19 protein-coding genes are annotated in these 22204 nt (G+C 66.6%); 5 read left to right on the forward strand and 14 right to left on the reverse strand.

Going from position 1 to position 22204, the window contains the following annotated elements; genetic code table 11:
• Positions 1-14: 14 nt before the first annotated feature.
• The 4 genes from ahpC to CFB81_RS20250 all read right to left on the reverse strand — a co-directional run bounded on the left by ahpC (position 15) and on the right by CFB81_RS20250 (position 2373).
• Complete coding sequence (gene ahpC / locus CFB81_RS20235; RefSeq protein ID WP_034179823.1) at positions 15-578, reverse strand: alkyl hydroperoxide reductase subunit C; 564 nt, start codon at positions 576-578, stop codon at positions 15-17.
• Positions 579-808: 230 nt separating this feature from the next.
• Positions 809-1174, reverse strand: a complete 366-nt coding sequence (locus CFB81_RS20240) for a type II toxin-antitoxin system VapC family toxin (RefSeq protein WP_089436300.1) — start codon at positions 1172-1174, stop codon at positions 809-811.
• Positions 1168-1386: a CopG family transcriptional regulator gene (locus CFB81_RS20245; RefSeq protein ID WP_069618321.1), complete on the reverse strand. Its 219-nt coding sequence runs from the start codon at positions 1384-1386 to the stop codon at positions 1168-1170. The genes CFB81_RS20240 and CFB81_RS20245 overlap by 7 nt, the downstream gene beginning before the upstream one ends.
• A gap of 90 nt (positions 1387-1476) precedes the next feature.
• Complete coding sequence (locus tag CFB81_RS20250) at positions 1477-2373, reverse strand: LysR substrate-binding domain-containing protein (RefSeq protein ID WP_069618320.1); 897 nt, start codon at positions 2371-2373, stop codon at positions 1477-1479.
• Positions 2374-2550: 177 nt separating this feature from the next.
• On the opposite strand from CFB81_RS20250, the gene CFB81_RS20255 reads away from it, so the two are divergent.
• From CFB81_RS20255 to CFB81_RS20265, 3 genes are read left to right on the forward strand one after another with little or no spacing between them, the layout of a single operon-like run.
• Positions 2551-3717, forward strand: coding sequence for a branched-chain amino acid ABC transporter substrate-binding protein (locus CFB81_RS20255; RefSeq protein ID WP_069618319.1), 1167 nt, complete (start codon positions 2551-2553; stop codon positions 3715-3717).
• Between the two features lie 30 nt (positions 3718-3747).
• A complete protein-coding gene (locus CFB81_RS20260; protein WP_069618318.1) occupies positions 3748-4269 on the forward strand; it encodes an L-2-amino-thiazoline-4-carboxylic acid hydrolase in 522 nt (173 codons plus the stop codon).
• On the forward strand, positions 4262-5518 hold the full coding sequence (locus tag CFB81_RS20265) for a Zn-dependent hydrolase (RefSeq protein WP_089436301.1): 1257 nt from the start codon (positions 4262-4264) through the stop codon (positions 5516-5518). Before CFB81_RS20260 ends, CFB81_RS20265 begins: the two co-directional genes overlap by 8 nt.
• 36 nt (positions 5519-5554) lie before the next feature.
• Here the strand turns inward: CFB81_RS20265 and CFB81_RS20270 are convergent, their stop codons facing one another.
• The 10 genes from CFB81_RS20270 to CFB81_RS20320 form a co-directional block, all read right to left on the reverse strand.
• Positions 5555-6391: a cytochrome c gene (locus CFB81_RS20270; RefSeq protein WP_089436302.1), complete on the reverse strand. Its 837-nt coding sequence runs from the start codon at positions 6389-6391 to the stop codon at positions 5555-5557.
• A gap of 275 nt (positions 6392-6666) precedes the next feature.
• On the reverse strand, positions 6667-7932 hold the full coding sequence (locus tag CFB81_RS20275; protein WP_089436303.1) for a hypothetical protein: 1266 nt from the start codon (positions 7930-7932) through the stop codon (positions 6667-6669).
• Positions 7929-9752 carry a glutamine--fructose-6-phosphate transaminase (isomerizing) gene (gene glmS / locus CFB81_RS20280; protein WP_089436304.1) on the reverse strand — a complete coding sequence of 608 codons (1824 nt, stop codon included), beginning with the start codon at positions 9750-9752 and terminating at the stop codon, positions 7929-7931. The genes CFB81_RS20275 and glmS overlap by 4 nt, the downstream gene beginning before the upstream one ends.
• Before the next feature lie 119 nt (positions 9753-9871).
• On the reverse strand, positions 9872-10360 hold the full coding sequence (locus CFB81_RS20285; RefSeq protein WP_069618313.1) for a Biofilm PGA synthesis auxiliary protein PgaD: 489 nt from the start codon (positions 10358-10360) through the stop codon (positions 9872-9874).
• A complete protein-coding gene (gene pgaC / locus CFB81_RS20290) occupies positions 10338-11609 on the reverse strand; it encodes a poly-beta-1,6-N-acetyl-D-glucosamine synthase (protein WP_069618312.1) in 1272 nt (423 codons plus the stop codon). The genes CFB81_RS20285 and pgaC overlap by 23 nt, the downstream gene beginning before the upstream one ends.
• Positions 11606-13699, reverse strand: a complete 2094-nt coding sequence (pgaB, locus tag CFB81_RS20295) for a poly-beta-1,6-N-acetyl-D-glucosamine N-deacetylase PgaB (RefSeq protein WP_089437078.1) — start codon at positions 13697-13699, stop codon at positions 11606-11608. The genes pgaC and pgaB overlap by 4 nt, the downstream gene beginning before the upstream one ends.
• An 18-nt stretch (positions 13700-13717) precedes the next feature.
• Positions 13718-16246, reverse strand: a complete 2529-nt coding sequence (pgaA, locus tag CFB81_RS20300) for a poly-beta-1,6 N-acetyl-D-glucosamine export porin PgaA (protein WP_089436305.1) — start codon at positions 16244-16246, stop codon at positions 13718-13720.
• Positions 16247-16335: 89 nt separating this feature from the next.
• The gene (locus tag CFB81_RS20305) at positions 16336-17094 is read right to left on the reverse strand and encodes a hypothetical protein (protein WP_089436306.1); all 759 of its coding nucleotides are present in this window, start codon (positions 17092-17094) and stop codon (positions 16336-16338) included.
• 52 nt (positions 17095-17146) lie between these two features.
• Entirely contained in the window at positions 17147-17572 is a 426-nt protein-coding gene (locus tag CFB81_RS20310) for a hypothetical protein (RefSeq protein ID WP_069618309.1), read from the reverse strand.
• A gap of 631 nt (positions 17573-18203) precedes the next feature.
• Positions 18204-19199, reverse strand: coding sequence for a LysR substrate-binding domain-containing protein (locus CFB81_RS20320; protein WP_069618308.1), 996 nt, complete (start codon positions 19197-19199; stop codon positions 18204-18206).
• 582 nt (positions 19200-19781) lie between these two features.
• Between CFB81_RS20320 and CFB81_RS20330 the strand changes: the two genes are divergently transcribed.
• Together CFB81_RS20330 and CFB81_RS20335 are read left to right on the forward strand one after the other, a co-directional pair.
• On the forward strand, positions 19782-21197 hold the full coding sequence (locus CFB81_RS20330; protein ID WP_069618307.1) for a circularly permuted type 2 ATP-grasp protein: 1416 nt from the start codon (positions 19782-19784) through the stop codon (positions 21195-21197).
• A gap of 64 nt (positions 21198-21261) precedes the next feature.
• A complete protein-coding gene (locus CFB81_RS20335) occupies positions 21262-22203 on the forward strand; it encodes an alpha-E domain-containing protein (protein ID WP_069618306.1) in 942 nt (313 codons plus the stop codon).
• The last annotated feature ends 1 nt before the right edge of the window (position 22204 follow it).

The raw sequence follows: 22204 nt of genomic DNA on the forward strand, positions 1-22204 counted from the left end.
GCGCGCTGCGACCCTTAGATCTTGCCGATCAGGTCGAGCGACGGGGTCAGCGTTTCCGCACCCGGCGTCCACTTGGCCGGGCACACTTCACCCGGGTGAGCGGCGATGTACTGCGCCGCCTGGACTTTGCGCAGCAGTTCGCCTGCGTCGCGGCCGATGCCGTTGTCGTGGATTTCGCACAGCTTGATCTCGCCTTCCGGATTGATCACGAACGTGCCGCGCAGCGCCATCCCTTCTTCCTCGATCAGCACGTCGAAGTTGCGCGACAGCGTGAGCGTCGGGTCGCCGATCATCGGGTACTTGATCTTGCCGATCGTGTCCGACGTGTCGTGCCATGCCTTGTGCGTGAAGTGCGTGTCGGTCGACACGCCGTAGATTTCGACACCCAGCTTCTGGAATTCCGCGTAACGGTCGGCGAGGTCGCCCAGTTCGGTCGGGCAGACGAACGTGAAGTCGGCCGGGTAGAACACGACGACGGACCACTTGCCCTTGAAGTTCTCTTCCGAGACGGGCACGAATTCGCCGTTGTGGTAAGCGGTTGCCTTGAACGGCTTGATTTGGGTGTTGATGATCGGCATCTGGACAATTCCTTTTCGTCAGTGGTGAGTGGAGTGTTGCCAGTATCCGGGTTCACCCTGAGCTTGTGAAATTGCTTGTTTCAATCCGCGGCATCGGGATTTTCTATCTGCTTCCGGCCCTTGATTGGCGAGCGCGGGGAGGAGGACGTTGACGTGGGTGGCGCCCGCTTGCCATGAACGCGGGTCGGGGGGGATGTGCTGGGAAGGCGTATGCGCTCGCGTACGCCGGCTTAGATCTGATACGGCACGCGAACGCCGGGGTCGGTGGCGGGAAAGTCCTTCGTGTTGCGCGATACGAGCAGCAGACCGTTCACTTGCGCCGATGCCCACACGATCGCGTCGGGCAGGCGTATGCGGCGGTCCTTGCGAATCGTCACGGCGCGATTCGCAACCGTGCTGTCGAGTGCGATGACATCGAACGACGAGAGCCATGCACGAATGGGTGCCTCGTCATTAGCGGACGTGCCGACGAGGACTTCCATCCACGAGATCATGCTGATTGCACGATAGTCGTAGCGGCCTAGCTCCGCACGGGCGGATTCCACGCCGCCCAGATAATCGATCAGGATGTTGGTGTCGAAAAGGGCTTTTACCATTCCGAGCGCAATTCCTCTTGATAGGCGAGCCCGTCGATCGTGCGATCTTTCCAGAGACCGAAGACGTCGTCGGCAAGCCGGTGCTTGTTCAGGGCAATGTAGGCGTCGATCGCGTCGCGAATGATGGCGGCGCGGGGACGGTGTTGAGTCTCGACGATGACGGCCAACTCGTCGAGTTGGCCATCCGACAGATCGACCAGAATCCGGCTCATGGCAACCTCCGATATATGATATGCATATCATATATGCCAAGTTGAAAGCACGCAAGGCTCCCGGCAGGACGACGCGTCTATGGGGCCCGCTCAAATCCCCGCCATCTTCCGCAACCACGCCGCCAGCCGCCGCGCCCCGTCCGGCATGTCCGCGTCCTCGCGCGTGCACAGGTAGTAGTCGCGCCCGTCGTCGAGCGCGTGATCGAACAGTTGCACGAGCTCGCCGTTCGCCAGTTCGCGCTGGACCAGCGGCGCGCGCAGCAACGCGGCGCCGAGATCCGCGCGGGCGGCGCTCAGCGTGAGCTGGCCGTCCTCGAACATCGGCCCCACCGCGTGCGACACGTGCCGCACGCCGGCGCCGTGCAGCCAGTTCACCCACGTGCTGCGATCCTCGTCGTGCACGAGCGGCGCGCGCGCGAGATCGGCCGGCGTGCGGAACGGCCCGTGACGCTTCAGGAACGACGGGCTGCACATCGGCACCATCGCGCCCGGCAGCAGCCGCTCGCAGCGATAGCCGGGCCAGTCGCCGGTGCCGAAGCGGATCGACAGATCCGACGCATCGCTTCGGTAGTTGCGGTGGTGCGCGTACAGCACCGTGACGTCGACATCGGTGTTGTCGGCGAGGAACGCGTGCAGCCGCGGAATGAACCAGCCGATGCCGAGCAGCGGAATGAGGCTGACGGTGATCTGGCGCAGCGACGAACGGTCGCGCACGAAGCGCGTCGCGCTGCGCAACACCGAGAACGCCGCGCTGATCGAGCGGTAGTAGTCGCGTCCCTCGTCGGTGAGCGCGAGCAGCCGGCCTTCGCGTACCGTCAGCGGTGTCTGGATGAACGCCTCGAGCAGTTGCAGCTGATGGCTGACCGCCGACGGCGTGATGTCCAATTCGCCGGCCGCCGCGGTGACCGACCCGAGACGCGCAAACGCTTCGAACGCACGCACCGCGCGCAGCGGCGGATCGTGCGGCAATTGTTCGATATTTTTCATGTATCGAATTTTATCGAAAAGTCAGGGTAAGCGACAGAACAAAAATATTTCGTATTTACATGTAGATACGTTAATGTGTCGAGAACGGCATAAGCATCCAACAATTGGATATTTGGGGTTGGGATGTCGAATATTTAATATTTTTCATGTTTTAGATCCAACCGACCGATCCCGCACATGAAAATCGCTTTCCTCTCCGTCAGCCTCGCCTTCTCGGCGGCCGCCCTGGTCGCCACCGTTCCCGCGTTCGCGCAGTCCGCGCCGCAGACCGTCCTGATCGGTCTCGCCGCGCCGCTCACCGGCCCGTCCGCGCGGATCGGCAAGGATCTGCAGAACGGCGCGCAACTCGCGATCGACGACGCGAACGCAAAGCATCCGACCATCGGCGGCAAGCCGGTCGTCTACAAGCTCGTCGCGGCCGACGACCAGTCCGACCCGCGTACGGCCGTCGCGGTCGCGCAGCAACTCGTCGACCAGCACGTGATCGGCGTCGTCGGTCACTGGAACACGGGCTGCAGCGTGCCGGCGTCGCGCGTGTACCGCGATGCGGGCATCCCGCAAATCGCGCCGGCGTCCACCGGCCATCAATACACGCAGCAGGGCTACGCGACGGCCTTTCGCATCATGGGTCACGACGATGCGGGCGGCCACTTCACCGGTGCGTACGCGGTGAAGACGCTGAAGGCGAAGCGCATCGCGGTGATCGACGATCGCACGTCGTTCGGCGCGGGGCTGGCCGACCAGTTCATCCAGGGCGTGCGGGCGAACGGCGGCGCGATCGTCGATCGCCAATACGTGAACGACAAGACCACCGACTTCAGCGGCGTGCTGACCGCGATCAAGGGCAAGCGCGCGGATCTCGTGTTCTTCGGCGGCCTCGACGCGCAGGCCGCGCCGATCGCGCGCCGGATGCGCCAGCTCGGCGTGAACGCGCCGCTGCTCGGTGCGGGCGGCTTCGTGAGCCAGACCTTCCTGTCGCTCGCGGGCAAGGACGGCGACGGCGTGACGGCGCTCGAGCCGGGCCTGCCGCTCGACCGGATGCCGGGCGGCAGCGCGTTCGACACGCAATACCAGGCTCGCTTTCACGCGCCGATCGAACTGCATGCGCCGTTCGCGTACGACGCGGCCGCCACGCTGATCGCGGCCGCGCAGAAGGCCGGCACGACTCAGCCGGCGAAGCTGGTCGCGGCCGTTCGTGCGATCGACCGGCCCGGCGTGACCGGGCGCATCGCGTTCGACGCCGAAGGCAACCTGAAGGACCCGGCTTTCACGATCTACCAGGTGCGCGGCGGCAAGTGGGCCGTCGTCGACGTGCTCGGCGGCTCGCGCACCGCGGCCAAGTAACGCCAAAACGACAAAACCAAGACGATTCCCATGACAGAAGCGAACCCGACATCCGCCGCACCCGAGGACACGCGCCTCGGAATCCTCGCGCGGCGCCGCATCGAGGCGGAAATCATCAAGCCGATCTACGAGATCATGAAGCGCGAGTTCGGCATCGAGCGCGCGCAGGCCGTGATCGCGGAAGCCGTGCGCGGCGCGGCCGTCGACGCGGGCCGTACGTTCGCCGCGCAGGAGCCGGACGGCACGAGCGTGAAGTCGTTCATCGCGCTGCAGGTGCTGTGGGAGAAGGACGATGCGCTCGACGTCGAGGTGCGGCGCGCGGACGACGCGCACTACGACTACGACGTGCATCGCTGCCGCTATGCGGAGATGTATCACGCGATGGGGCTCGGCGAGATCGGGCACCTGCTGAGTTGCGCGCGCGACAGCCATTTCATCCAGGGCTATGCGCCGGACATCGCGCTCACGCGCACGAGCACGATCATGCAGGGCGGCGAGCGCTGCGATTTCCGCTATGCGCTGCACGGCGCGCCGGAGAACGGCGATGCGTGACGCTACCGATACCGCGAGCGTGCCGCGCGTCGACGGCGACCGCCTGTGGGCGTCGCTCGAGCGGATGGCGCAGATCGGCGCGACGCCGAAGGGCGGCGTGTGCCGCCTCGCGCTGACCGATCTCGACCGCGAGTCGCGCGACCTGTTCGTGCAGTGGGCGCGCGACGCCGGCTGCACGGTGCGCATCGATCGGATGGGCAACGTGTTCGCGCGCCGCGCGGGTCGCCGTCCCGACGCCGCACCGGTCATGACGGGCTCGCACGCCGATTCGCAGCCGACCGGCGGCCGCTACGACGGCATCTACGGCGTGCTCGGCGGGCTCGAAGTCGTGCGCGCGCTGAACGACGCGGGCATCGAGACCGAGCGCCCGATCGACGTCGTGATCTGGACCAACGAGGAAGGTTCGCGCTTCGCGCCGGCGATGGTGTCGGCCGGCGTGTTCTCGGGCGTCTATACGCTCGAATACGGGCTGTCGCGCACCGACGGCGCGGGCCGGACGATCGGCGAGGAGCTCGAGCGGATCGGCTACGCGGGCACGGAGCCGGTCGGCGGCTATCCGGTGCACGCGGCGTATGAACTGCACATCGAGCAGGGCGCGATTCTCGAGCGGGCCGGCAAGACGATCGGCGTCGTGACCGCCGGGCAGGGCCAGCGCTGGTACGAGGTGACGCTCGCCGGGGTCGACGCGCACGCCGGTACGACACCGATGGCGTTCCGTCGCGACGCGCTGGTCGGCGCGGCGCGGATGATCTCGTTCATCGACGTGCTCGGCCGCCGTTACGCACCGGATGCGCGCGCAACGGTCGGGATGATCGAGGCCCGGCCGAATTCGCGCAACACGGTGCCGGGCGGCTGCTTCTTCACGGTCGAATTCCGTCACCCCGACGATGCGGTACTCGACGAACTGGACGCGGTGCTGCGCGCGGAACTCGCGCGCGTGGCCGACGAAGCCGGCCTCGGCGCGCAGGTCGAGCAGATCTTCACGTATGCGCCGGTGCCGTTCGCGCCGCGCTGCATCGACACGGTGCGTGACGCGGCGCGCTCGCTCGGGTTGTCGCACATGGACATCGTATCCGGCGCGGGCCATGACGCATGCTATGTCGCGCGGGTCGCGCCGACCGGCATGATCTTCGTGCCGTGCGTCGACGGGCTGAGCCACAACGAGGCCGAAGCGATTACCCCCGAATGGGCGACGGCCGGCGCCGACGTGCTGTTGCGCGCGGTGTTGCAGAGCGCACAGGAAGCGTAAGCGCGACGCGCGCGGCCGGGCAGCGGAGCACCCGCGTTACTTCGCTGCGTTGCGCCGCGCCCTATACGCGAGATACGCGACGATCTGGTCGAGTTCGCGGTCGCTCAGCTGATCGGGCGGAAACGCCGGCATGCTGCGGCCCGGCCAGTCGCGCACCGACGCCGGGTTGCGGATGTAGCGGCGCAGCGCGGCGGGCTGGAAGTAGTCGACCGGGTTCATCGGCGTGTTCAGGTCGGGGCCGGCGTGGCTGCTGCCCGCGCCGTCGATGCGATGACACGCGAGGCATTGCGTGACGAACAGCCGCTGGCCCGCGCGGGCCGGATCGTTCGCGGGCAATGCGGCATCGACCGCGAGCGACGGCCAGCGTGCGAGCGGTGACGATTCGATCGTGATGCGCACGATCTGGTACGGCCACTGCTCGCCGCGCACCGACGACGCGTCCGGCCCGAGCCAGACGAGATAGAACGGCCCCGCGCTGACTTGCTTGCCGGGCAGCTTCGGCCACGGACGGGCCGGATCCTCGATCGCGAGCCACGGGGTCGCGCCGGCCGGCGCGCGCCGGCGCACGAGATCGAGCGGCAATTGCGCGGCGAACCCGTCGGCCGCGCGCGTTTCGAGCACACCGTCGTCCGGCAGCGGCGTGTCGCCGAGCAGCGCGGCGAACGGCACCGCGCGGAACGTCATCGGCCGGCCGTATGCGATGTCGCGCGGCACGTGGATGTCGGCCGCATCGGCGCGCGCGAGCAGCGTCTGGAGGCTGACGGCGCGGGCCGTGCCGTCGGTGTCGAGTTCGAGCGTGGACTGGGCCGACGCGGGTTGCCCGAGCAGGCAAACCGTCAGCAGCACGAGCGAAAACCACTGGCGCTTCAGCATTCGTTCTCCGGGAAGGGGCGTTCCGGCGGCGGCAGGAGGCGGGACGCCGCGGCCGATGGAAGGAATCGGGCGACAGTCTATCCGGTACGGGCGGCGCTGGCGAATTCGGCACGGGAAAGGCGTGGCCGTTGTGGTCGGACAGGCCCGCGACAGCGTGCCCACTGCCGAGTTGCCGAGGTGTTGCCGCCGCACCGTTCGGACGGCGGAAGACGAAGCGCACGGGGCGACGTGCGGCCCGCCCGTGTTCACGACGACATTGCGTTACCGGCCCGCCGTCAATGATTCGAACACGTTACTTCGTTCTTCGGCAGCGGCGTGTCCTGCTTCGGTTCGAAATCGGCTTCGCGCATTCCCGACGGCGTCAGCGACACGAAATGCATCGCCGTGCCGCGCGCCGGGAAGCCGGCGACGCCGGTCGAGCCCCACGGAATCGGCGAACGCTGCACGCCGCTCACCGCGATGTCCGCCGGCGCGAGCGCGAGCGTCAGCAGCCGGCCGTCGCGGGTCGGCACGTACGCGTGCGTGCCGGAAACGCCGAGGTCCGATTCGCGCACCGACGCGGGCAGGCAATCGAGCGTCGCCGTGCGGCGGCCGTCCGGTGCGATCAGCATCGCGACGCCGCGGTCGTCCGCCGTCGTCGTGACGACGATGAACCGGTCGATCTCCGGCACATAGGCGGCCGAATACACGTAGTACTGGATCGCGCCGTTCAGCGCCCCGAGTGTGTCCAGCTTCGCGGTGACCGGGTCGAACATCGCGTATTCGAGCGTCGCGTCCGTGCTGCCTTCGATGAATTTTTGCCACACCAGCAGCGCAGTGCGCGGCGAGCCCGCGATCACGGGCCACCATTCACGGCGGTGCGGCGCGACCGCGACATGGTTCAGCACGCGCCCGGCCGCGTCGTAGGTTTTCAGGTAGACGCCGTTGCCGCTGCCGAGGTTGTCGACCCCGCCGCCGTTGACCCAGTCGGCGGAATAGAACACGACGAAGCGGTCGCCGACCGTCGCGACGTGCCCCGAATGGCCGCCCGATTCGACGTCGTTCGGATAGGGCTTGATCGGCTTCAGGTCGCGGCGGTAGACGCCGTAGCGCTGGCTGACTTCCTGCGACGTGTTCCAGCCGTCCTCGAACGTGACGAAGATGTCGCCGCGCGCATTCTGCGCGATCGACACGGGCTCCTGCGCCTCGGGGCGGCTGATGAACGTGCGCACGCGCAGCGCGCGCCGCTTGTCGGGCAGCCATTCGCCGACGTACACGTCATGCGGCCAGTTGCCGCTGCGCAGCGCACCGCGCGGCACGATGCCCGAGCTGCTGAAGAATACCCAGCGTTTGCCGTCGCCGGCATCGGCCACGCCGATACCGTGCATGAAGCGCCGCGGGTCGCCGGTGTCCCGCGGCGACGGGGCGCTCGACACGGTGACCGTATGCACGGCCGGCGCGCCGGCGAGGGCCGGCGACGCCGCGCCGATGCCGCCCGCGCCGCAGAGCACGGTCGCCGCCAGCCGCGTGATCGCCTGTACCGGGCGCGTTCGCCGCCTCATTCGACGGTCACCGATTTCGCGAGGTTGCGCGGCTTGTCGACGTCGGCGCCGCGCGCGCAGCCGACGTGATACGCGAGCAGTTGCAGCGGGATCACGTTGACGATCGGCGACAGCAGGTCGCCCGATTCGCGCACGCGGATCAGGTGCGTGTCGCGGTCGGCGTCGATCTCGAGCTGATTGCCGGCCAGCACGTAGAGCCGGCCGCCGCGCGCACGCACCTCGGCCATGTTGGACTTCAGCTTCTGGAACAGGCGGTCGTCCGGCGCGATCGTGACGACCGGCATCGCGCTCGTGACGAGCGCGAGCGGCCCGTGCTTCAGCTCGCCGGCCGCATAACCTTCCGCGTGGATGTACGACACTTCCTTGAGCTTCAGCGCGCCTTCCAGCGCGATCGGGAAATGGATGCCGCGGCCGAGGAACAGCGCATTCTCGGTGCGCGCGAATTTCGCGGCCCAGCCCATGATCTGCGTTTCGAGCGCGAGCGCGTGGCCGATGCGGTCCGGCAGCGCGCGCAACTGCTTCAGGTGCGTCGCGACTTGCGCGGCATCGAGCCGGCCGCGCAGCTGCGCGAGCGTCAGCGTCAGCACGAACAACGCGACGAGCTGCGTGGTGAACGCTTTGGTCGATGCGACGCCGAGTTCGATGCCGGCCCGCGTCAGGAACCGCAGCGGCGCGTTGCGCGCGATCGTGCTGGTCGCGACGTTGCAGATCGCCAACGACAGTTCCTGGCCCATCGCGCGTGCCTGTTCGATCGCGCCGATGGTGTCGGCTGTTTCGCCCGACTGCGAGATACCGACGACGAGCGTGCGCGGATCGGCCACCGTATCGCGGTAGCGGAATTCGCTGGCGATCTCGACCTGGGCGGGCACGCCCGCGATGCTTTCGAGCCAGTATTTCGCGGTCAGGCCCGCGTAGTAGCTGGTGCCGCAGCCGAGCAGCAACACGCTTTTCACCCGCGACAGCAGCGCGCGCGTGTTTTCCGTCGCGTCGAACAGCGACGGCGAGATCGTGTCGATGCCGGCGAGCGTGCTGTCGATCGCCTTCGGCTGCTCGAAGATTTCCTTCTGCATGAAGTGCTGGTACGGGCCGAGCGCGGCGTCGTCCGCGCGCGCCTTCACTTCGCACAACGGGCGCCGTGCGTCCTGCCCGCCCGCATCGACCACGGCGATGCGCTCCGGCGTGATCAGCGCGACGTCGCCGTCTTCCAGGTACACGAAGCGGTCGGTCAGGTCGCCGAGCGCCGCGCAGTCGGACGCGAGGTAGTTCTGCTCGGCGCCGATGCCGATCACGAGCGGCGAGCCGGCGCGCGCGGCGACGAGGCGCTGCGGCTCGCGCGCGCCGAGCACCGCGATCGCGTATGCGCCGTGCAGCCGCTTGACGGCGCGCACCACCGCGTCGAACAGGTCGTCGCGATAGAGGCTGTGGATCAGGTGCGCGATGACCTCGGTGTCGGTCTGCCCGCGAAACGTGTAGCCGCGTTGCTTCAGTTCGGCGCGCAGTGCGTCGTGGTTCTCGATGATCCCGTTGTGCACGACGGCGATCGTGTCGCCCGACATGATCGGATGCGCATTCATTTCAGACGGCGCGCCGTGCGTCGCCCAGCGCGTATGCGCGATGCAGGTCTGTGCTTCGAGACCGAGCGTCAGCACGCGATCCTGCAGGTCCGTCACGCGTCGCAGCGTGCGTTCGCTGCGCAGGCGGCCGTCGCCCTGCACGGCGATGCCGCACGAATCGTAGCCGCGATATTCGAGCCGGCTCAGCGCATTGACCAGTTGCGGCACCTGATTGTTCAGGCCGCTTGCTCCGACGATTCCGCACATGATTCACCTCGTCTCCATGAAGTTTTCCGGCTGGCGCGCGACGCGCGCCAGCGCGATGTCAGAAGCGGTGCCGCGTCGCGCGGCAGGCGTCGCGCCCGGCGCGGCACGTCTCCGGCCGGCTATTCGCGGGGCTGCGGCTCGGCATGGGCGACCCATTCGATGCCCGAAATCGATCCGTTCGCATCGTGCGACGCGACGAGAATGCGCGTCGTGCGCCGCGCGCCGCGCCGGCGCTCGCTCGCGAACGCGGTCGGTGGCACCGAACGCACCTTCACGCTGGCCGAGCGCCGCATCATCTTCGATACGCGCAACCGGTACGCGAACGGATGCACGACGCGCCCCGCGATCAGCCACATGACGATCGTGCCGGCGATCAGTGCGATGCTCGTCACGTAGAACACGATCTGTTCGATCGGCATCTCGGCCTCGTTGAACGGCAACAGGTAGCGATACGTGTAGATGCAGATCGATGCCCATACGCCGCCGACCAGCGCGGGCCGCACGAGACGGAACCACGCGACGAGCACGGGCCCGACGATGCTGCCGCGTTCGGCGATCATGTCGCGCGGTGCGCGCAGGGAGAGGTCAATAATCGGCGCGTTCTTCATGTTGAATGCCTCGGTCGGGACTGACCCAAACGGCGCGCTTGCCGCGGCCCCGCAGTACGACGGCGGGCAGGGCGACGACGGTGGTGATCATGCTGATCAGCCAGAACGCGACGGGGTACCAGATGGTGTCAAGGAAGTACATCAGGAGTTTTTCGTCGTAACGACGATCGATCATGCTGCCGACGATCAGCTGCAGGATGCAGGTCGCGACCAGCAGCATCCCGTGCCAGTGCGGCACCACGGACACATGCCAGTTCGGCGGAAGCGGGTAGACGACGTCGATCAGCGCGAGCAGCAGGATGAACGACATCGAGTACGCCCATGCGATGCCGATCAGGTACTCCGCGAACAGCGGCCACATCATCATCTGCGTCGGCCGCATCAGCGTGCCGGCGTACTTGAGCAGTACCTGGATGCCGCCCTTCGACCAGCGCAGCCGCTGCCGGTAGAGCCCCGTGATCGTCTCGGGCATCAGGATCCAGCTGAGCGCGTGCGGCTCGTACACGACGCGCCAGTCGCGGCACTGCAGTTTCCAGCTGATGTCGATGTCCTCGGTCAGCATGTCCGAGCTCCAGTAGCCGACGTCGGCGAGCGCGGTCTTGCGGAACATCGTGATCACGCCCGACACCGTGAAGATGCGGCCGTACACCTGCTGCGTGCGCTTGATCAGCCCGACGATCGACGAGAATTCGCCGACCTGCATGCGGCCGAGCAGCGACGTGCGCGTGCGGATGCGCGGGTTGCCGGTCACCGCACCGACACCCGGGTCGGTCAGGAAGTGCTCGAGCATCCAGCCGATCGCATCGTGCGCGAGCAGCGCGTCGCCGTCGATGCACAGCAGGTACTCCGCGTTGGATACCGCGGCCGCGGTCGTGAGCCCGACCGCCTTGCCTTCGTTGCGCGCGTGATGGATCACGAGCAGCCGCGGGATCTCGACGGCCAGCTCGTTGAGGATCTCGCCGGTGCGATCCTTGCTGCCGTCGTTGACCGCGATGATGTCGTAGTTCGGATACTGCATCCCGTTCAGATGGGCGATCACGCTGCGCGCGTTCGCGGCTTCGTTGAAGCACGGCACGACGATCGAGACCTTCGGGATGCCGCTCGACGCGATCGTGCGCGTCGACAGCTCGCGGCCTTCCTCGAGCAGGAAGTAGTGCACGACGCCGCCGATCATCCATAGATACGACATGAAGAACGGATAGTAGAAGACGAAATCCTGCAGGCGCTGGATGAGGCTATGGGAGGTCATGGCGTCTTGGTTCCCTGCGCGTGCTGCATCTGCATCAGCGCGTTGATCGAGGTCGGGTCGAGGCGCGACTTCAGCGACATCACGTCGCGCATCGCGTCGAGCTCCGGCTGGCCGTTCAGGAAGTTGTCGGGGTAGTAGCCGAAATTCACGGCGCCCTCGCTGCGCAGCCGCCGCATCTGCGCGAGCAGCGTGCTGGCGGGCACGTCCTTGTGCGCGTGCCAGTCGTACGACTGCAGTTCGAACACGGTGCGCTGCAGCCCGCGCTGCTTCATGCGCACCGCCTTCACGAGCTGGTCCAGCCAGCCTTCCGGGTCCTTCGCCTGCTCCATGTACGGCATCGCCATCAGCGCGACGTAGTCGTAGGCGGCGAGGAAATCGTCGTAGTTCTGCGCATACCACGCCTCCGATTCGGGCTTGAGCACCGGCATCGCGAAGATGTTGCGCGCGGTCAGCACGTCGCCGACGTTCTGGTGGGCCAGCACGATCTGCTCGAGCTGCCGGGTCATGTCGATCAGGTGGCGCGTCTTCTGGCGCGTCCAGCGCTTCATCAGGTCGGGGTTCTCGCGGATCTTGTCGACGTCGGCCGGCAGCCCCCATTGCGAATAGGTGCGCAGCGCATGCCGGCCCGCGTCTTCGTAATCGTCGAGCGCCGCGTCGTCGCCGAACAGGATGCCGCTGAACGACGCGTGCTTGCTGAGATCCTCGTAGATCTGCTGGATCATCAGCCGCGCATCGGGATCGAACGGGCTCAGCCGGAACACGCGCGTGCCGTTCTCGCGGGCCGGCGCGCCGCCGAACGCGCTCACGGCCTCGAGGCCGCGCTGCTTGTCGGCCGGCGGCCGGAACGCGAGCACCGGCATCCATGCGTACACCTGCACGTTGGCGCGCGTATTGAGTTGCCATGCGGCGCGCGAGAACAGGTCGGAACGCATCGGCAGGTGCCGGTTCGGGAAATACACCGCTTCGGCCACGCCGGTGCCCTTCGGGTCCGCATACGCCTGCAGGTACACCGATTTCGGCTGCATCCGGTAGATGCGCTCGATCAGCTTGCCGAGATTCGCTTCCTGCCGCGCGGGATCGGGATCGTAGACCTGGTCGAGGTCGACCTGCACGGTGCGCTCGGGCACGTCGACGTCGCCGCGGTTCGACGCCGGTTCGCGCATCGAGCGTTCGAATCCGCCGATGTCGACGTCGTACATCATCAGGATCCGTCTCAGCCGGTCGAGCGGCACGTCCGGCGTATTCGGGCCGGCGTCGAGGCTGAACTGGACGTCCATGCCGAGCGACGTCGAGATCTGGCGCACGGGCTGGTTTTCCGCGCCGTACGGCCACACCATCGAGCGTGCGACGATGCCGGTGCGTTCGCGGATCTGCCGTACGCACGTCTGCAGGTCGTCGTGCACGCGTGCGTGGAACTCGGCGTCGGTCTCATAGCGTTTCTGGTCTTGGAGGTAGAGATGCGACGTGGTCGCCGGCAACTCGTTGCCTTGCGGATTCGCGATCGCGCCGTGATGGAGGTTGTGCGTGTGGCAGCCGAGCTCGACGAATTCCGACTGCCCGAGCTTTTTCACCTCGTCCCACGACAGGAAGTAGTCGCGCGGCACCTGAACTTTGTCGCTGATGCGGATCGGCGTATCCGGCGGGGTGTCGATCCATGCGGTGACGAGACCCATCACGGCCGGATACTTGAAGCGCTCCAGCAGCGGCAGCACTTTCGTATAGTGGCTGCGGAAGCCGTCGTCGAACGTGAGCAGCACCGAGCGCGGCGGCAGCGGCTTGCCGCCGTGCCGCGACGCCTCGATCTGCTTGACCGTGATGGTGTGGTAGTTGTTGGTCTGCAACCACGAGAAGATCGCGGTGAGCGTGCCGGTGTCGACCGCGAACGGATCGACCACCGCCGTCGGCGACGAAAACGACGCCATCAGGTTGTCGCGCACGTCGTGCATGCAGATCACGCGAAACGTCTTGCCGTCGGCCGGATCGGACGGCGGCAGCAGATCGATCATCTTGGCGCCGGTCACGCCCGGGAACAGCGAACAGGCGGCAAACGTGCCGAGGCATCCGCACATGAAGGTCCGTCTGGATTGCAGCATTGCCCGATCTCCTTGCTAGAACGGCAGGTTGAGCGACAGGAAGCCGGTTTCGGAGCGCTCGCGCTGGCCGTCGTATGCGTGACTGCTGACCTCGACGCCGTAGCTCAGCGTGATGTCGTGCTTGAACGTCCACGCGTGCTCGAGGCGCGCGCTCCACAGCGGGCTGGTCCCGAAGCCGCGTTCGTTGTACACGCCGCCCGACACCGACACGCGCTGTTGCAGCCCCATGTCGCCTTTCTTCCACAGCGTCAACTGATGCATCACGGTCGCGGCGGCCGCGTAGTCGCGACCGGGGCTGAAGTAGGGTGCGTCCCGGCGCGTGTTGCTGTCGGTACCGAGATTCAGCGAGACGTTGACGAGCTGGTTCGCGGCCGTGTACACGCGCTGCGTGGCGGTCGCCGCGATCTCCTGGTGGAAGTTCGAATCGCTGTAGCGGCTCACGCCGTAGCTCAGCCTGACCTGGCGTCGGTCGTTCTGGCGATACACGACCTCGACGTTGGCGGAGCGGCCCCAGATGTGCGCGGCATATGCCTTCCACGGCAGCGAGTTGTCGTTGGTGTCGAGCCCCGCGCTGACCGTCCAGTAATCGTTCAGCGCGTACGCGATCGTCCCGCGGCCGCCGGTTCGGCCGTCCCCGCCCATCGAGCGTGTGACTTCGCCCAGCACCGTGAGCGGCCCGTGCCGGTAGTCGCCGCCGATGCCCGTGCGCGTGCGGCTGAGGTTGCCGTCGTCGGTCTGCGCGAAACCGTAGAACGTGTGCGAAAACACGCGCCAGTTGTCGCCGAACGGTTGCGAATACACATAGCTGTCCGACGTGAAGCTGTTGTTGGCTAGTGCGCTGTTGCCGTGCTCGAAGCTGAGGTCGGTCGTGAACACCGGGCTGCGGTACGCGTTGTAGTCGCGCTTGAAGCCGCGCACGGCGCCGCTGTCCGGGAACGTGGTGCCGAGGGTCTGGTCGACGGTCTTCGCGGTCGCGTAGTCGTCCGCCACGAGCGATGCGCGGCCGAGGCCCGCGAGCATTTCGACGCTGTCCGGGTGATCGGTCAGCGACGCGCGATACATCGAGATCGCCTGGCGCGGATGCGACTGGCCCGACACGGCGTCGGCGTGCGCGGCGCGGATCTCCGCGTTGAACGGCACCTGCTTCTCGAGTTCTTCGAGCGCGGCGATCCCCTGGTCGACGTGCCCCGTGAAGATCAGGTATTGCGCACGCAGCCGGTAGTAGCGCAGGTAGTCGCTTTCTCCCGGACCGACGTTGGTCACCTGCTTGGCCGGCGGCAGCGACTTCTCCATGTCGTCGAGCACCTGCTTCGCTTGCGGCGCGCGTGCCTGGTCGACGTACGACCAGAACAGCCCTTCCTGCAGCTCGATCGGACGCGTGCGCGCGCCGTACTGGAAGCCGCGGGTCGCGCGGTCCGTCGGCGACGCGGTCGCCTGCTGCAGCGCACGCGCGTAGACGGCGTTCGCCTTGGTCGGCTCGCTCAGGTACAGGTAGGCGTCGCCGACGGCCGCCAGCGCGTCGATCGAGATCTCCGCGTTCGACGGAATCGTCTCGAACGTTGCCACGGCCGGCTTCATGTCGCCGCGTGCCGCAAGGGCGACGACCCGATCGCCCGCGAGCGCCGTGCGGACCGGCGTGTACTCGGGTGTGGCCGGCATCCGCTTGTCGAGGTCGTCGGCCGCGCGCAGCGCGTTGTCGAGCCCGTCGAAGCGGTCCGAACTCGTCATCGAACGAGACTTGTCGCGTCCGCCGCGCACCTGCTGGCGAATCGACAGTTCTTCGAGTTGCGCGATGTCGACGGCGGAGAACGCATCGGGCCGGGCCTTCGCTTCGTCGAGCGCCTTGACCGCGCCGCCGCTCGCCGCGAGGCCGAACACGTCGTTGCGTACCGTCGCGACGTCGGCTGTGCGCAGATTCGGCGCTTGCGCATTCGGCGTCTCTACGTCGGGCCCTTGCGATCGCTGGATCGGCTCGCCGGGGAGCTGCGCGCCGGGCGACTGTGAATTCGGTTGCCGGGACGACGGTGGTTCGGCGCCGGATGGCTGCGTCATGGGCGTGGGCGAATTCGGCATCGGCGTGCCGGACGCCTGCGCCGTGAGTGTCGGCGTAGGCGGCGGTGTGGGCGGTGCGGTGGTCTCGGTTGGGGCGGGCGGCTGCGGTGCATCCGGCGTCCGCGCGCGCGGCGCCGACGTATCCGGCGGCGCGGTGTCGAATGCCTGCGCAAGCAGCATCGGCGCATTCGACGATGGCGCGCTCGGCTGCGGCGCGTCGGGGTCGACCACGACCGTGGTCGGCATCGCCGGGTTCGATCCCCGGGCAGATTCCTGCGCGATCTGCATCGACGCATCCGACGCCTGCGCGATCGGCGTCGGCGCTTGAGGGGGCTGCGCACCGTAACCCTGGGCGACCTGCGGCTCCGCGTCGCCTTCGGCGGCAAGGCCCGGGCCGGACGCGACGAGCAGGCACAGCAGCGGCGCATGCAGGAGGATCCGCCGGCTCGGCGGAACGACGGTGGTGCATTGTTGTTGACGATTGTTAGCCACGGTGTCTCCTCACTTTGAAACGTTCACCTCGGTTGCACGCCCGACGGCGTGCGTCGCCGGGCGGCGAGGCCCGGCGGCATTCGCCTGGTTCACAGGCGATTGCGGATCGCTTGTCCAAGCAGCGCGCGCGATTCGCTGTTCTTCGGGTCGATGGCGAGCGCACGACTCGCGTTTTGCTCCACACAGCTCCATTCGTCGATCTGTGCGCACCAGCGTGCCTTGGCCAGCGCGCGGGCGCTTTCCAACTCATCGTGCGTGACGCTGGTCGCTTCCATGTGCGACGTGCCGGCGAAATACGATTGCGGTTGCTGTTTCGGCACGGGGTCGGGGCGTTTTCTCGTGCGCGCCAGCGCCTGCGAACGGGACGTCCGGTGCGCGTCGCCGGGGCGCGCCGTGCGCCTGGCGGTCGACGCGGCGTGCGGCTCGGCCGCGAGCCTTGTCGCCGGCACATGCGCGGGGCGCATGGGTTTCACGTCGGACCGGGCCGTCGTTTGCGGCGGTACGGGCGGTTCGGCTGCGGCCGAGAGGGCCGGCGTCGCCGAGGCAGACCGCGGAACCGGCCCGGCCTGCGCGACCGTCGCCGTCGCGCCGGCGGGCGCTGCGGCGCCGGACGCGCCGCCGGTTGCCGCCACGATGAACTCGCGGTACTTGCCGGCGGCGTTTTCGATCACGCCGGCGATATCGTGCGTCACGCTCGCATGGCCGATCCTCGCGTCTCGCTCGACATACGCGAAGGCGCCGAAGATCGCGGCAAATGCGGCGACGCTGAGCGCCGCATTCTTTCCCGGACCCCACGAGGGTTTCGGCTCACGGGCGGGCGAGTCGTCCGGTCGTTCTGCACGAGGCATTCAAGGCTCCTTGATTCGATACGTTCGACGAATGACGCGATCGGCGCGACCGTCACCATCGCAACTGCGTCGTGAGCGTGCCCGTCTCGACGATCGCGAACTGGGTTGCTCCCTGATAAGTTCCTTCGACCCGGTAGCTCGCATCCGGCACGCTGAACAGGCAGCGCGACCCCGATGCATTGAATTCGACGAGCACGCGCCCGTGCCGGCGCAGGCGCACCTGCACGTTGGAGAGCGGCTGTCCGGTGCTCCCCGCCACGAACGACACGCCCAGGTTGTACGGGCGTCCGTCAGGCGGAAGCGGCGCGGTACCGTCGATCCGCGCGTCACCGCAGATATACGAAATCACGTACCGGTTCGCCCCCGGCCCGGACGCCGGCGACGGGGCCGCCGGTGTCTGCGCCATGGCGTTCATGCACAGCGTGGAGATGGCGACGCACAGGAAAGGGCGAGCACGCTGTCGAAGCGAAGGTGACATTGCAATCTCCCATCCGGAACCAATGACACGCATCGATTCCTGTCTAATTTGCCAACGTTCTTTTTGCGACACGCTATTGATACACGATGGTTTTTGAACCAACAACCGCGTGTGGCCCGAATGGGACGAGGTGAAAGATCCTATCTAAACAGGATAAAGAAGGATTGATGAGGATTTCTTAATACTGAATAAAGGCGATATTGCCGAACATGAAAATTGCTCGCCGGTAGCGATGATCGAGCACGCTTTGAATCATGTCGGACGTATCGACTGTGGTACCGAAAAATAACGACTGATAAAAGAAAGTATTGCGCCTGTGTTCAGGCCGAATCGATGAAGGTCAGGATACAGGCCGCGAATTGCGAAATGAGGGTGCGACGTTTTTGATGGTTCCGGCAGTTACAGGTAAATAGAAACTTGTGTAACAAGGTATTTCTGTCTGGAAAATCGGGCTGAATATTCTTACTTAATACGGAAAACAGTAAAAAATACGACATGAACCGCAAACGTTTGCGCTTTTATCGAGATCGCTTGCAAGTCGGCAAGGGTTTTATGGAACCCGGCGGGATTATCGATTTCTATCGAAACAACGTGCATTCGCGCCGCGGACGTTCACGGCGCGAATGCGCGGTCAGCGGCTGCCGCCTGCGCTTCGCCGCGCGCTGCGCATCGCCGGCGCGACTGCCTCTTCGGTGCCGATCGCACCGTCGAGCGCCGTGCGCGGCCGGTTCATGATGTAGGCCCACAGCTGTTCGGCCGCGAGCCCGCGCTTGCGCGCCGATCGATACAGGCGAATTTCGAGCTCGGTGATCCAGTCGCCGGTGCCCGCGCACACGAGCGTGCCGTCCGCGAGCTCCTTCGCGACACAGCTTTCAGGGAGCCAGCCGATGCCGTGCCCGGCCACGACCATCCCTTTCAGCGCCTCGGACATGTGCGTCTCGAAACACCGGTGCAGCACGTACGGCTCGGTCGCGTTCAGCAGCAGCATCTCGACGATGTTGCCGAGAAACGCGCCCGACGAATACGCGAGCAGCGGCAGCGGCGCATCGGGCGTGCCGGGCAGCTGGAACACCGGCTTGCCGCGCGCGTCGGGCGACGACACGGGCAGGATCCGCTCGACGCCGAGGCTGACGAACGGGAAGTGGTTCGGATCGAGCACGATCGGCAACTGCGGGTGGTGATAGCCGAGCAGCAGGTCGCATTCGCCTTCGACCAGTTGCTGCACGCCCTCCGGCACGTTTACCGCATTGACGCGGGCGGTCACGTGGCCGACCTCGCTATTGAGCTGCTTGAGCCATTCGGGAAACAGCGTGAAGACGAGCGTGTGCGCGACGGCGAAGCGCACGACCTGGTCGCTCGCCGCGAACTGGTCGTAGCCGTTCACGAGATTGCGCGCCGCATACATGCTGCGCAGGATGTCCGCGGCGAGCCCGCGGAACATCTGGCCGGCGGGCGTCAGCGCGACCGGATTGATGCTCCGGTCGACCAGCTTCGCGTCCATCCAGGTTTCGAGGGCGGCGATTCGTCTGCTGAACGCCGACTGCGTCAGGTGCCGGTGACGCGCGGCCCGGGAAAAACTCTTGGTATCCGCCAGGCTCAGGAAATCTTCCAGCCACTTTGCTTCCATTTCGATCTTCGCTTTTTATAGTCGGGCGCCTGAAAGGCGGCGCCGTCTGCTGCACCAACGTTCTAGCGTACCGCGCATCGCGCCGGTCGGGCCGATGTTTTTTTTCGATCGGTGTCAGTCGAAATATGCATGGGCGTTGTCGGCGGGATTACGGCTGCATAGCGTTGAGGGGCCGGACCGGTTAACCGGACGGTTCACCGCGTCGGACCGTCCCGGCCGCCCGGACGGCGCTTCCCCAGGGTCGGCTGCGCCGTGTGCGTGCCGGCCCACCCGTTCACGGCCGTGCCGGGGGCCCGGCTCGCCGTTTTTGGTGCAGTGCAGATTGCACATTCGTGACACGCGGGGGAACTATGTTCGTCGGACGCGGCGCAGCATCGGCCGTGCGCGCTCGCGGCGCACCGCAAGCGCCGGTCGCGTCCGGTGTTGCACCGTTATGGTGCGCGATGCCGCGCAGGCGTGCCTGGGCGGCGCAAAACAGGGGGATATCGAAGGGATCGAGCAAGGCACGTTCCTTGCAAAGCATTCAGTACGCCGGTCCGGCATGCGCAATGCCGGGGAAAACGATCGATGGAGAGAAGATCGATGAAGCCATTCGATGAAATGCTGCAATCCGGCGACATGGTGAGGGCGCCTTACGCGCGCCTGAAGCAATGGCTCGACACGCAGGATCCTGCGAGCCTCGCCCAGAAGGCCCACGATGCGGAAGGCGTGTTCCGCAAGACAGGCATCACGTTCGCCGTCTACGGCGACGCGGAGGCCGCCGAGCGGCTGATTCCGTTCGACATCGTCCCGCGCATCATCTCGGGGGCGGAATGGAGCCGGCTGTCGCTCGGCATCGAGCAGCGCGTGATGGCGCTGAACGCGTTCCTCGACGACATCTACCACCGCCAGGAAATCGTGCGCGCGGGCATCGTGCCGAAGCACCTGATCGCGCACAACGAGGCGTTCATCCCCGAGATGATCGACTTCCGGCCGCCCGGCAACGTTTACACGCACATCATCGGCGTCGACATCGTGCGTACCGGCGAGAACGCGTTCTACGTGCTGGAGGACAACGCGCGCACGCCGTCCGGCGTGTCGTACATGCTGGAAAACCGCGAGACGATGATGCAGCTCTTCCCCGAGCTGTTCCAGCAGGTGAAGGTGCGTCCGGTCGAAACCTATCCGCAGATGCTGCGCCAGTCGCTCGCGGCCGTGTGCCCGCCGGGCGGCAACGCCGACAATCCGACCATCGCGGTGCTCACGCCCGGCATCCACAATTCCGCGTACTACGAGCATTCGTTCCTCGCCGATCAAATGGGCGTGCACCTCGTCGAGGGCAGCGACCTGCAGGTGATCGACGGCCGCGTCGCGATGCGCACGACCGAAGGCTTCCAGCCGATCGACGTGCTGTACCGCCGCGTCGACGACGCGTTCCTCGATCCGCTCACGTTCCGCCCGGATTCGGTGCTCGGCGTGGCCGGCATCATGGACGTGTACCGCGCGGGCAACATCACGATCGCGAATGCGCCCGGCACCGGCATCGCCGACGACAAGGCGATCTACTCGTACATGCCGGAGATCGTCGAGTTCTACACGGGCCGCAAGGCGCTGCTGGAGAACGTGCCGACCTGGCGCTGCGGCGAGGCCGACAGCCTGAAGTACGTGCTCGCGCATCTCGACGAGCTGGTCGTGAAAGAGGTGCACGGCTCGGGCGGCTACGGGATGCTGGTCGGGCCGTGCGCGTCGAAGGCCGAACTCGACGCGTTTTCCGCGAAGCTGCGCGCGCGTCCCGCGAACTACATCGCGCAACCGACGCTCGCGCTGTCCACGACGCCGATCCTGACCGACGCCGGCCTCGCGCCGCGCCACGTCGACCTGCGGCCGTTCGTGCTGGTGTCGGACCGGATCCGCATCACGCCGGGCGGGCTCACGCGCGTCGCGCTGCAGGAAGGATCGCTCGTCGTCAACTCGAGCCAGGGCGGCGGCACCAAGGACACCTGGGTGCTGGCCGACTGAGCCGGGCACGACCGCGCGCGCCGGAGCCGGCGCGCGAACCGAACGAAGACGGAGTGGACACGAGATGCTTCTGGGACGTACTGCAAGCGGTCTCTACTGGATGTACCGCTATATCGAGCGCGCGGAGAACATCGCGCGCATCGTCGATGCCGGGCTGCGGATGGCGCTCACGCGCACGGCCGACGCGCCGGCCGAATGGTCGTCGGTGCTCGTCAGCTCGGGCGCGGACGACGGCTACCGGCAGAAATACGACGCGTATGCGGCCGATACCGTGACCGACTACCTGCTGCGCGACCGCGACAACCCGTCGAGCGTGCTGTCGTGCATCGAGGCCGCGCGCTCGAACGCGCGGATGGTGCGCACGGCATTGACGCGCGAGGCGTGGGAAAGCGTGAACGGCGCGTGGCTCGCGCTGCGCCGCGCGTTCGCGCGGCCGGTGCCGGAAAGCGAGTTGCCGGCCGTGCTCGACCAGGTGAAACGCGAAACCGCGCTGATCCTCGGCAGCTTCTACAGCACGATGCTGCGCAACGAGATCTTCGATTTCGCGCAGATCGGGGCATTCGTCGAACGCGCGGACAACACCGCGCGGATCATCGACGTGAAATACCACCTGCTGCTGCCGTCGGTATCGCACGTCGGCACGATCCTCGACAACTACCAATGGGAGACGATCCTGCGCTGCGTGGCCGCGCATCGTTCGTATCGCTGGGTGTACGACGTGCAGTACAAGCCGCTGAACATCGCCGACTACCTGATCCTGAACGGCCGCATGCCGCGTTCGCTGCGCTATTGCTACGGGCGCGTCGTGTCCAGCCTGAACCTGCTCGCGAAGGATTACGGCGTGACACACCCGTGTCACGACACGGCCACGAAGATCCTGCAAATGCTGTCCGATACGTCGGTCGAGCGGATTTTCAAGAGCGGCCTGCACGAGTTCCTGACCGACTTCATCGGCCGCAACAACAGCCTCGGGCTCGAAATCGCCCAGGCTTACAACTTCGACTGAG

The sequence above is a fragment of the Burkholderia sp. AU28863 genome, assembly GCF_002223195.1.
GTDB classification, from domain to species: Bacteria; Pseudomonadota; Gammaproteobacteria; order Burkholderiales; family Burkholderiaceae; genus Burkholderia; species Burkholderia sola.

Excerpts from the sequence above, each read along its gene's own strand:
- ahpC (WP_034179823.1), bottom strand. The coding sequence starts at position 578 with ATGCCGATCATCAACACCCAAATCAAGCCGTTCAAGGCAACCGCTTAC.
- CFB81_RS20240 (WP_089436300.1), bottom strand. The coding sequence starts at position 1,174 with ATGGTAAAAGCCCTTTTCGACACCAACATCCTGATCGATTATCTGGGC.
- CFB81_RS20245 (WP_069618321.1), bottom strand. The coding sequence starts at position 1,386 with ATGAGCCGGATTCTGGTCGATCTGTCGGATGGCCAACTCGACGAGTTG.
- CFB81_RS20250 (WP_069618320.1), bottom strand. The coding sequence starts at position 2,373 with ATGAAAAATATCGAACAATTGCCGCACGATCCGCCGCTGCGCGCGGTG.
- CFB81_RS20255 (WP_069618319.1), top strand. The coding sequence starts at position 2,551 with ATGAAAATCGCTTTCCTCTCCGTCAGCCTCGCCTTCTCGGCGGCCGCC.
- CFB81_RS20260 (WP_069618318.1), top strand. The coding sequence starts at position 3,748 with ATGACAGAAGCGAACCCGACATCCGCCGCACCCGAGGACACGCGCCTC.
- CFB81_RS20265 (WP_089436301.1), top strand. The coding sequence starts at position 4,262 with ATGCGTGACGCTACCGATACCGCGAGCGTGCCGCGCGTCGACGGCGAC.
- CFB81_RS20270 (WP_089436302.1), bottom strand. The coding sequence starts at position 6,391 with ATGCTGAAGCGCCAGTGGTTTTCGCTCGTGCTGCTGACGGTTTGCCTG.
- CFB81_RS20275 (WP_089436303.1), bottom strand. The coding sequence starts at position 7,932 with ATGAGGCGGCGAACGCGCCCGGTACAGGCGATCACGCGGCTGGCGGCG.
- glmS (WP_089436304.1), bottom strand. The coding sequence starts at position 9,752 with ATGTGCGGAATCGTCGGAGCAAGCGGCCTGAACAATCAGGTGCCGCAA.
- CFB81_RS20285 (WP_069618313.1), bottom strand. The coding sequence starts at position 10,360 with ATGAAGAACGCGCCGATTATTGACCTCTCCCTGCGCGCACCGCGCGAC.
- pgaC (WP_069618312.1), bottom strand. The coding sequence starts at position 11,609 with ATGACCTCCCATAGCCTCATCCAGCGCCTGCAGGATTTCGTCTTCTAC.
- CFB81_RS20305 (WP_089436306.1), bottom strand. The coding sequence starts at position 17,094 with ATGCCTCGTGCAGAACGACCGGACGACTCGCCCGCCCGTGAGCCGAAA.
- CFB81_RS20310 (WP_069618309.1), bottom strand. The coding sequence starts at position 17,572 with ATGTCACCTTCGCTTCGACAGCGTGCTCGCCCTTTCCTGTGCGTCGCC.
- CFB81_RS20320 (WP_069618308.1), bottom strand. The coding sequence starts at position 19,199 with ATGGAAGCAAAGTGGCTGGAAGATTTCCTGAGCCTGGCGGATACCAAG.
- CFB81_RS20330 (WP_069618307.1), top strand. The coding sequence starts at position 19,782 with ATGAAGCCATTCGATGAAATGCTGCAATCCGGCGACATGGTGAGGGCG.
- CFB81_RS20335 (WP_069618306.1), top strand. The coding sequence starts at position 21,262 with ATGCTTCTGGGACGTACTGCAAGCGGTCTCTACTGGATGTACCGCTAT.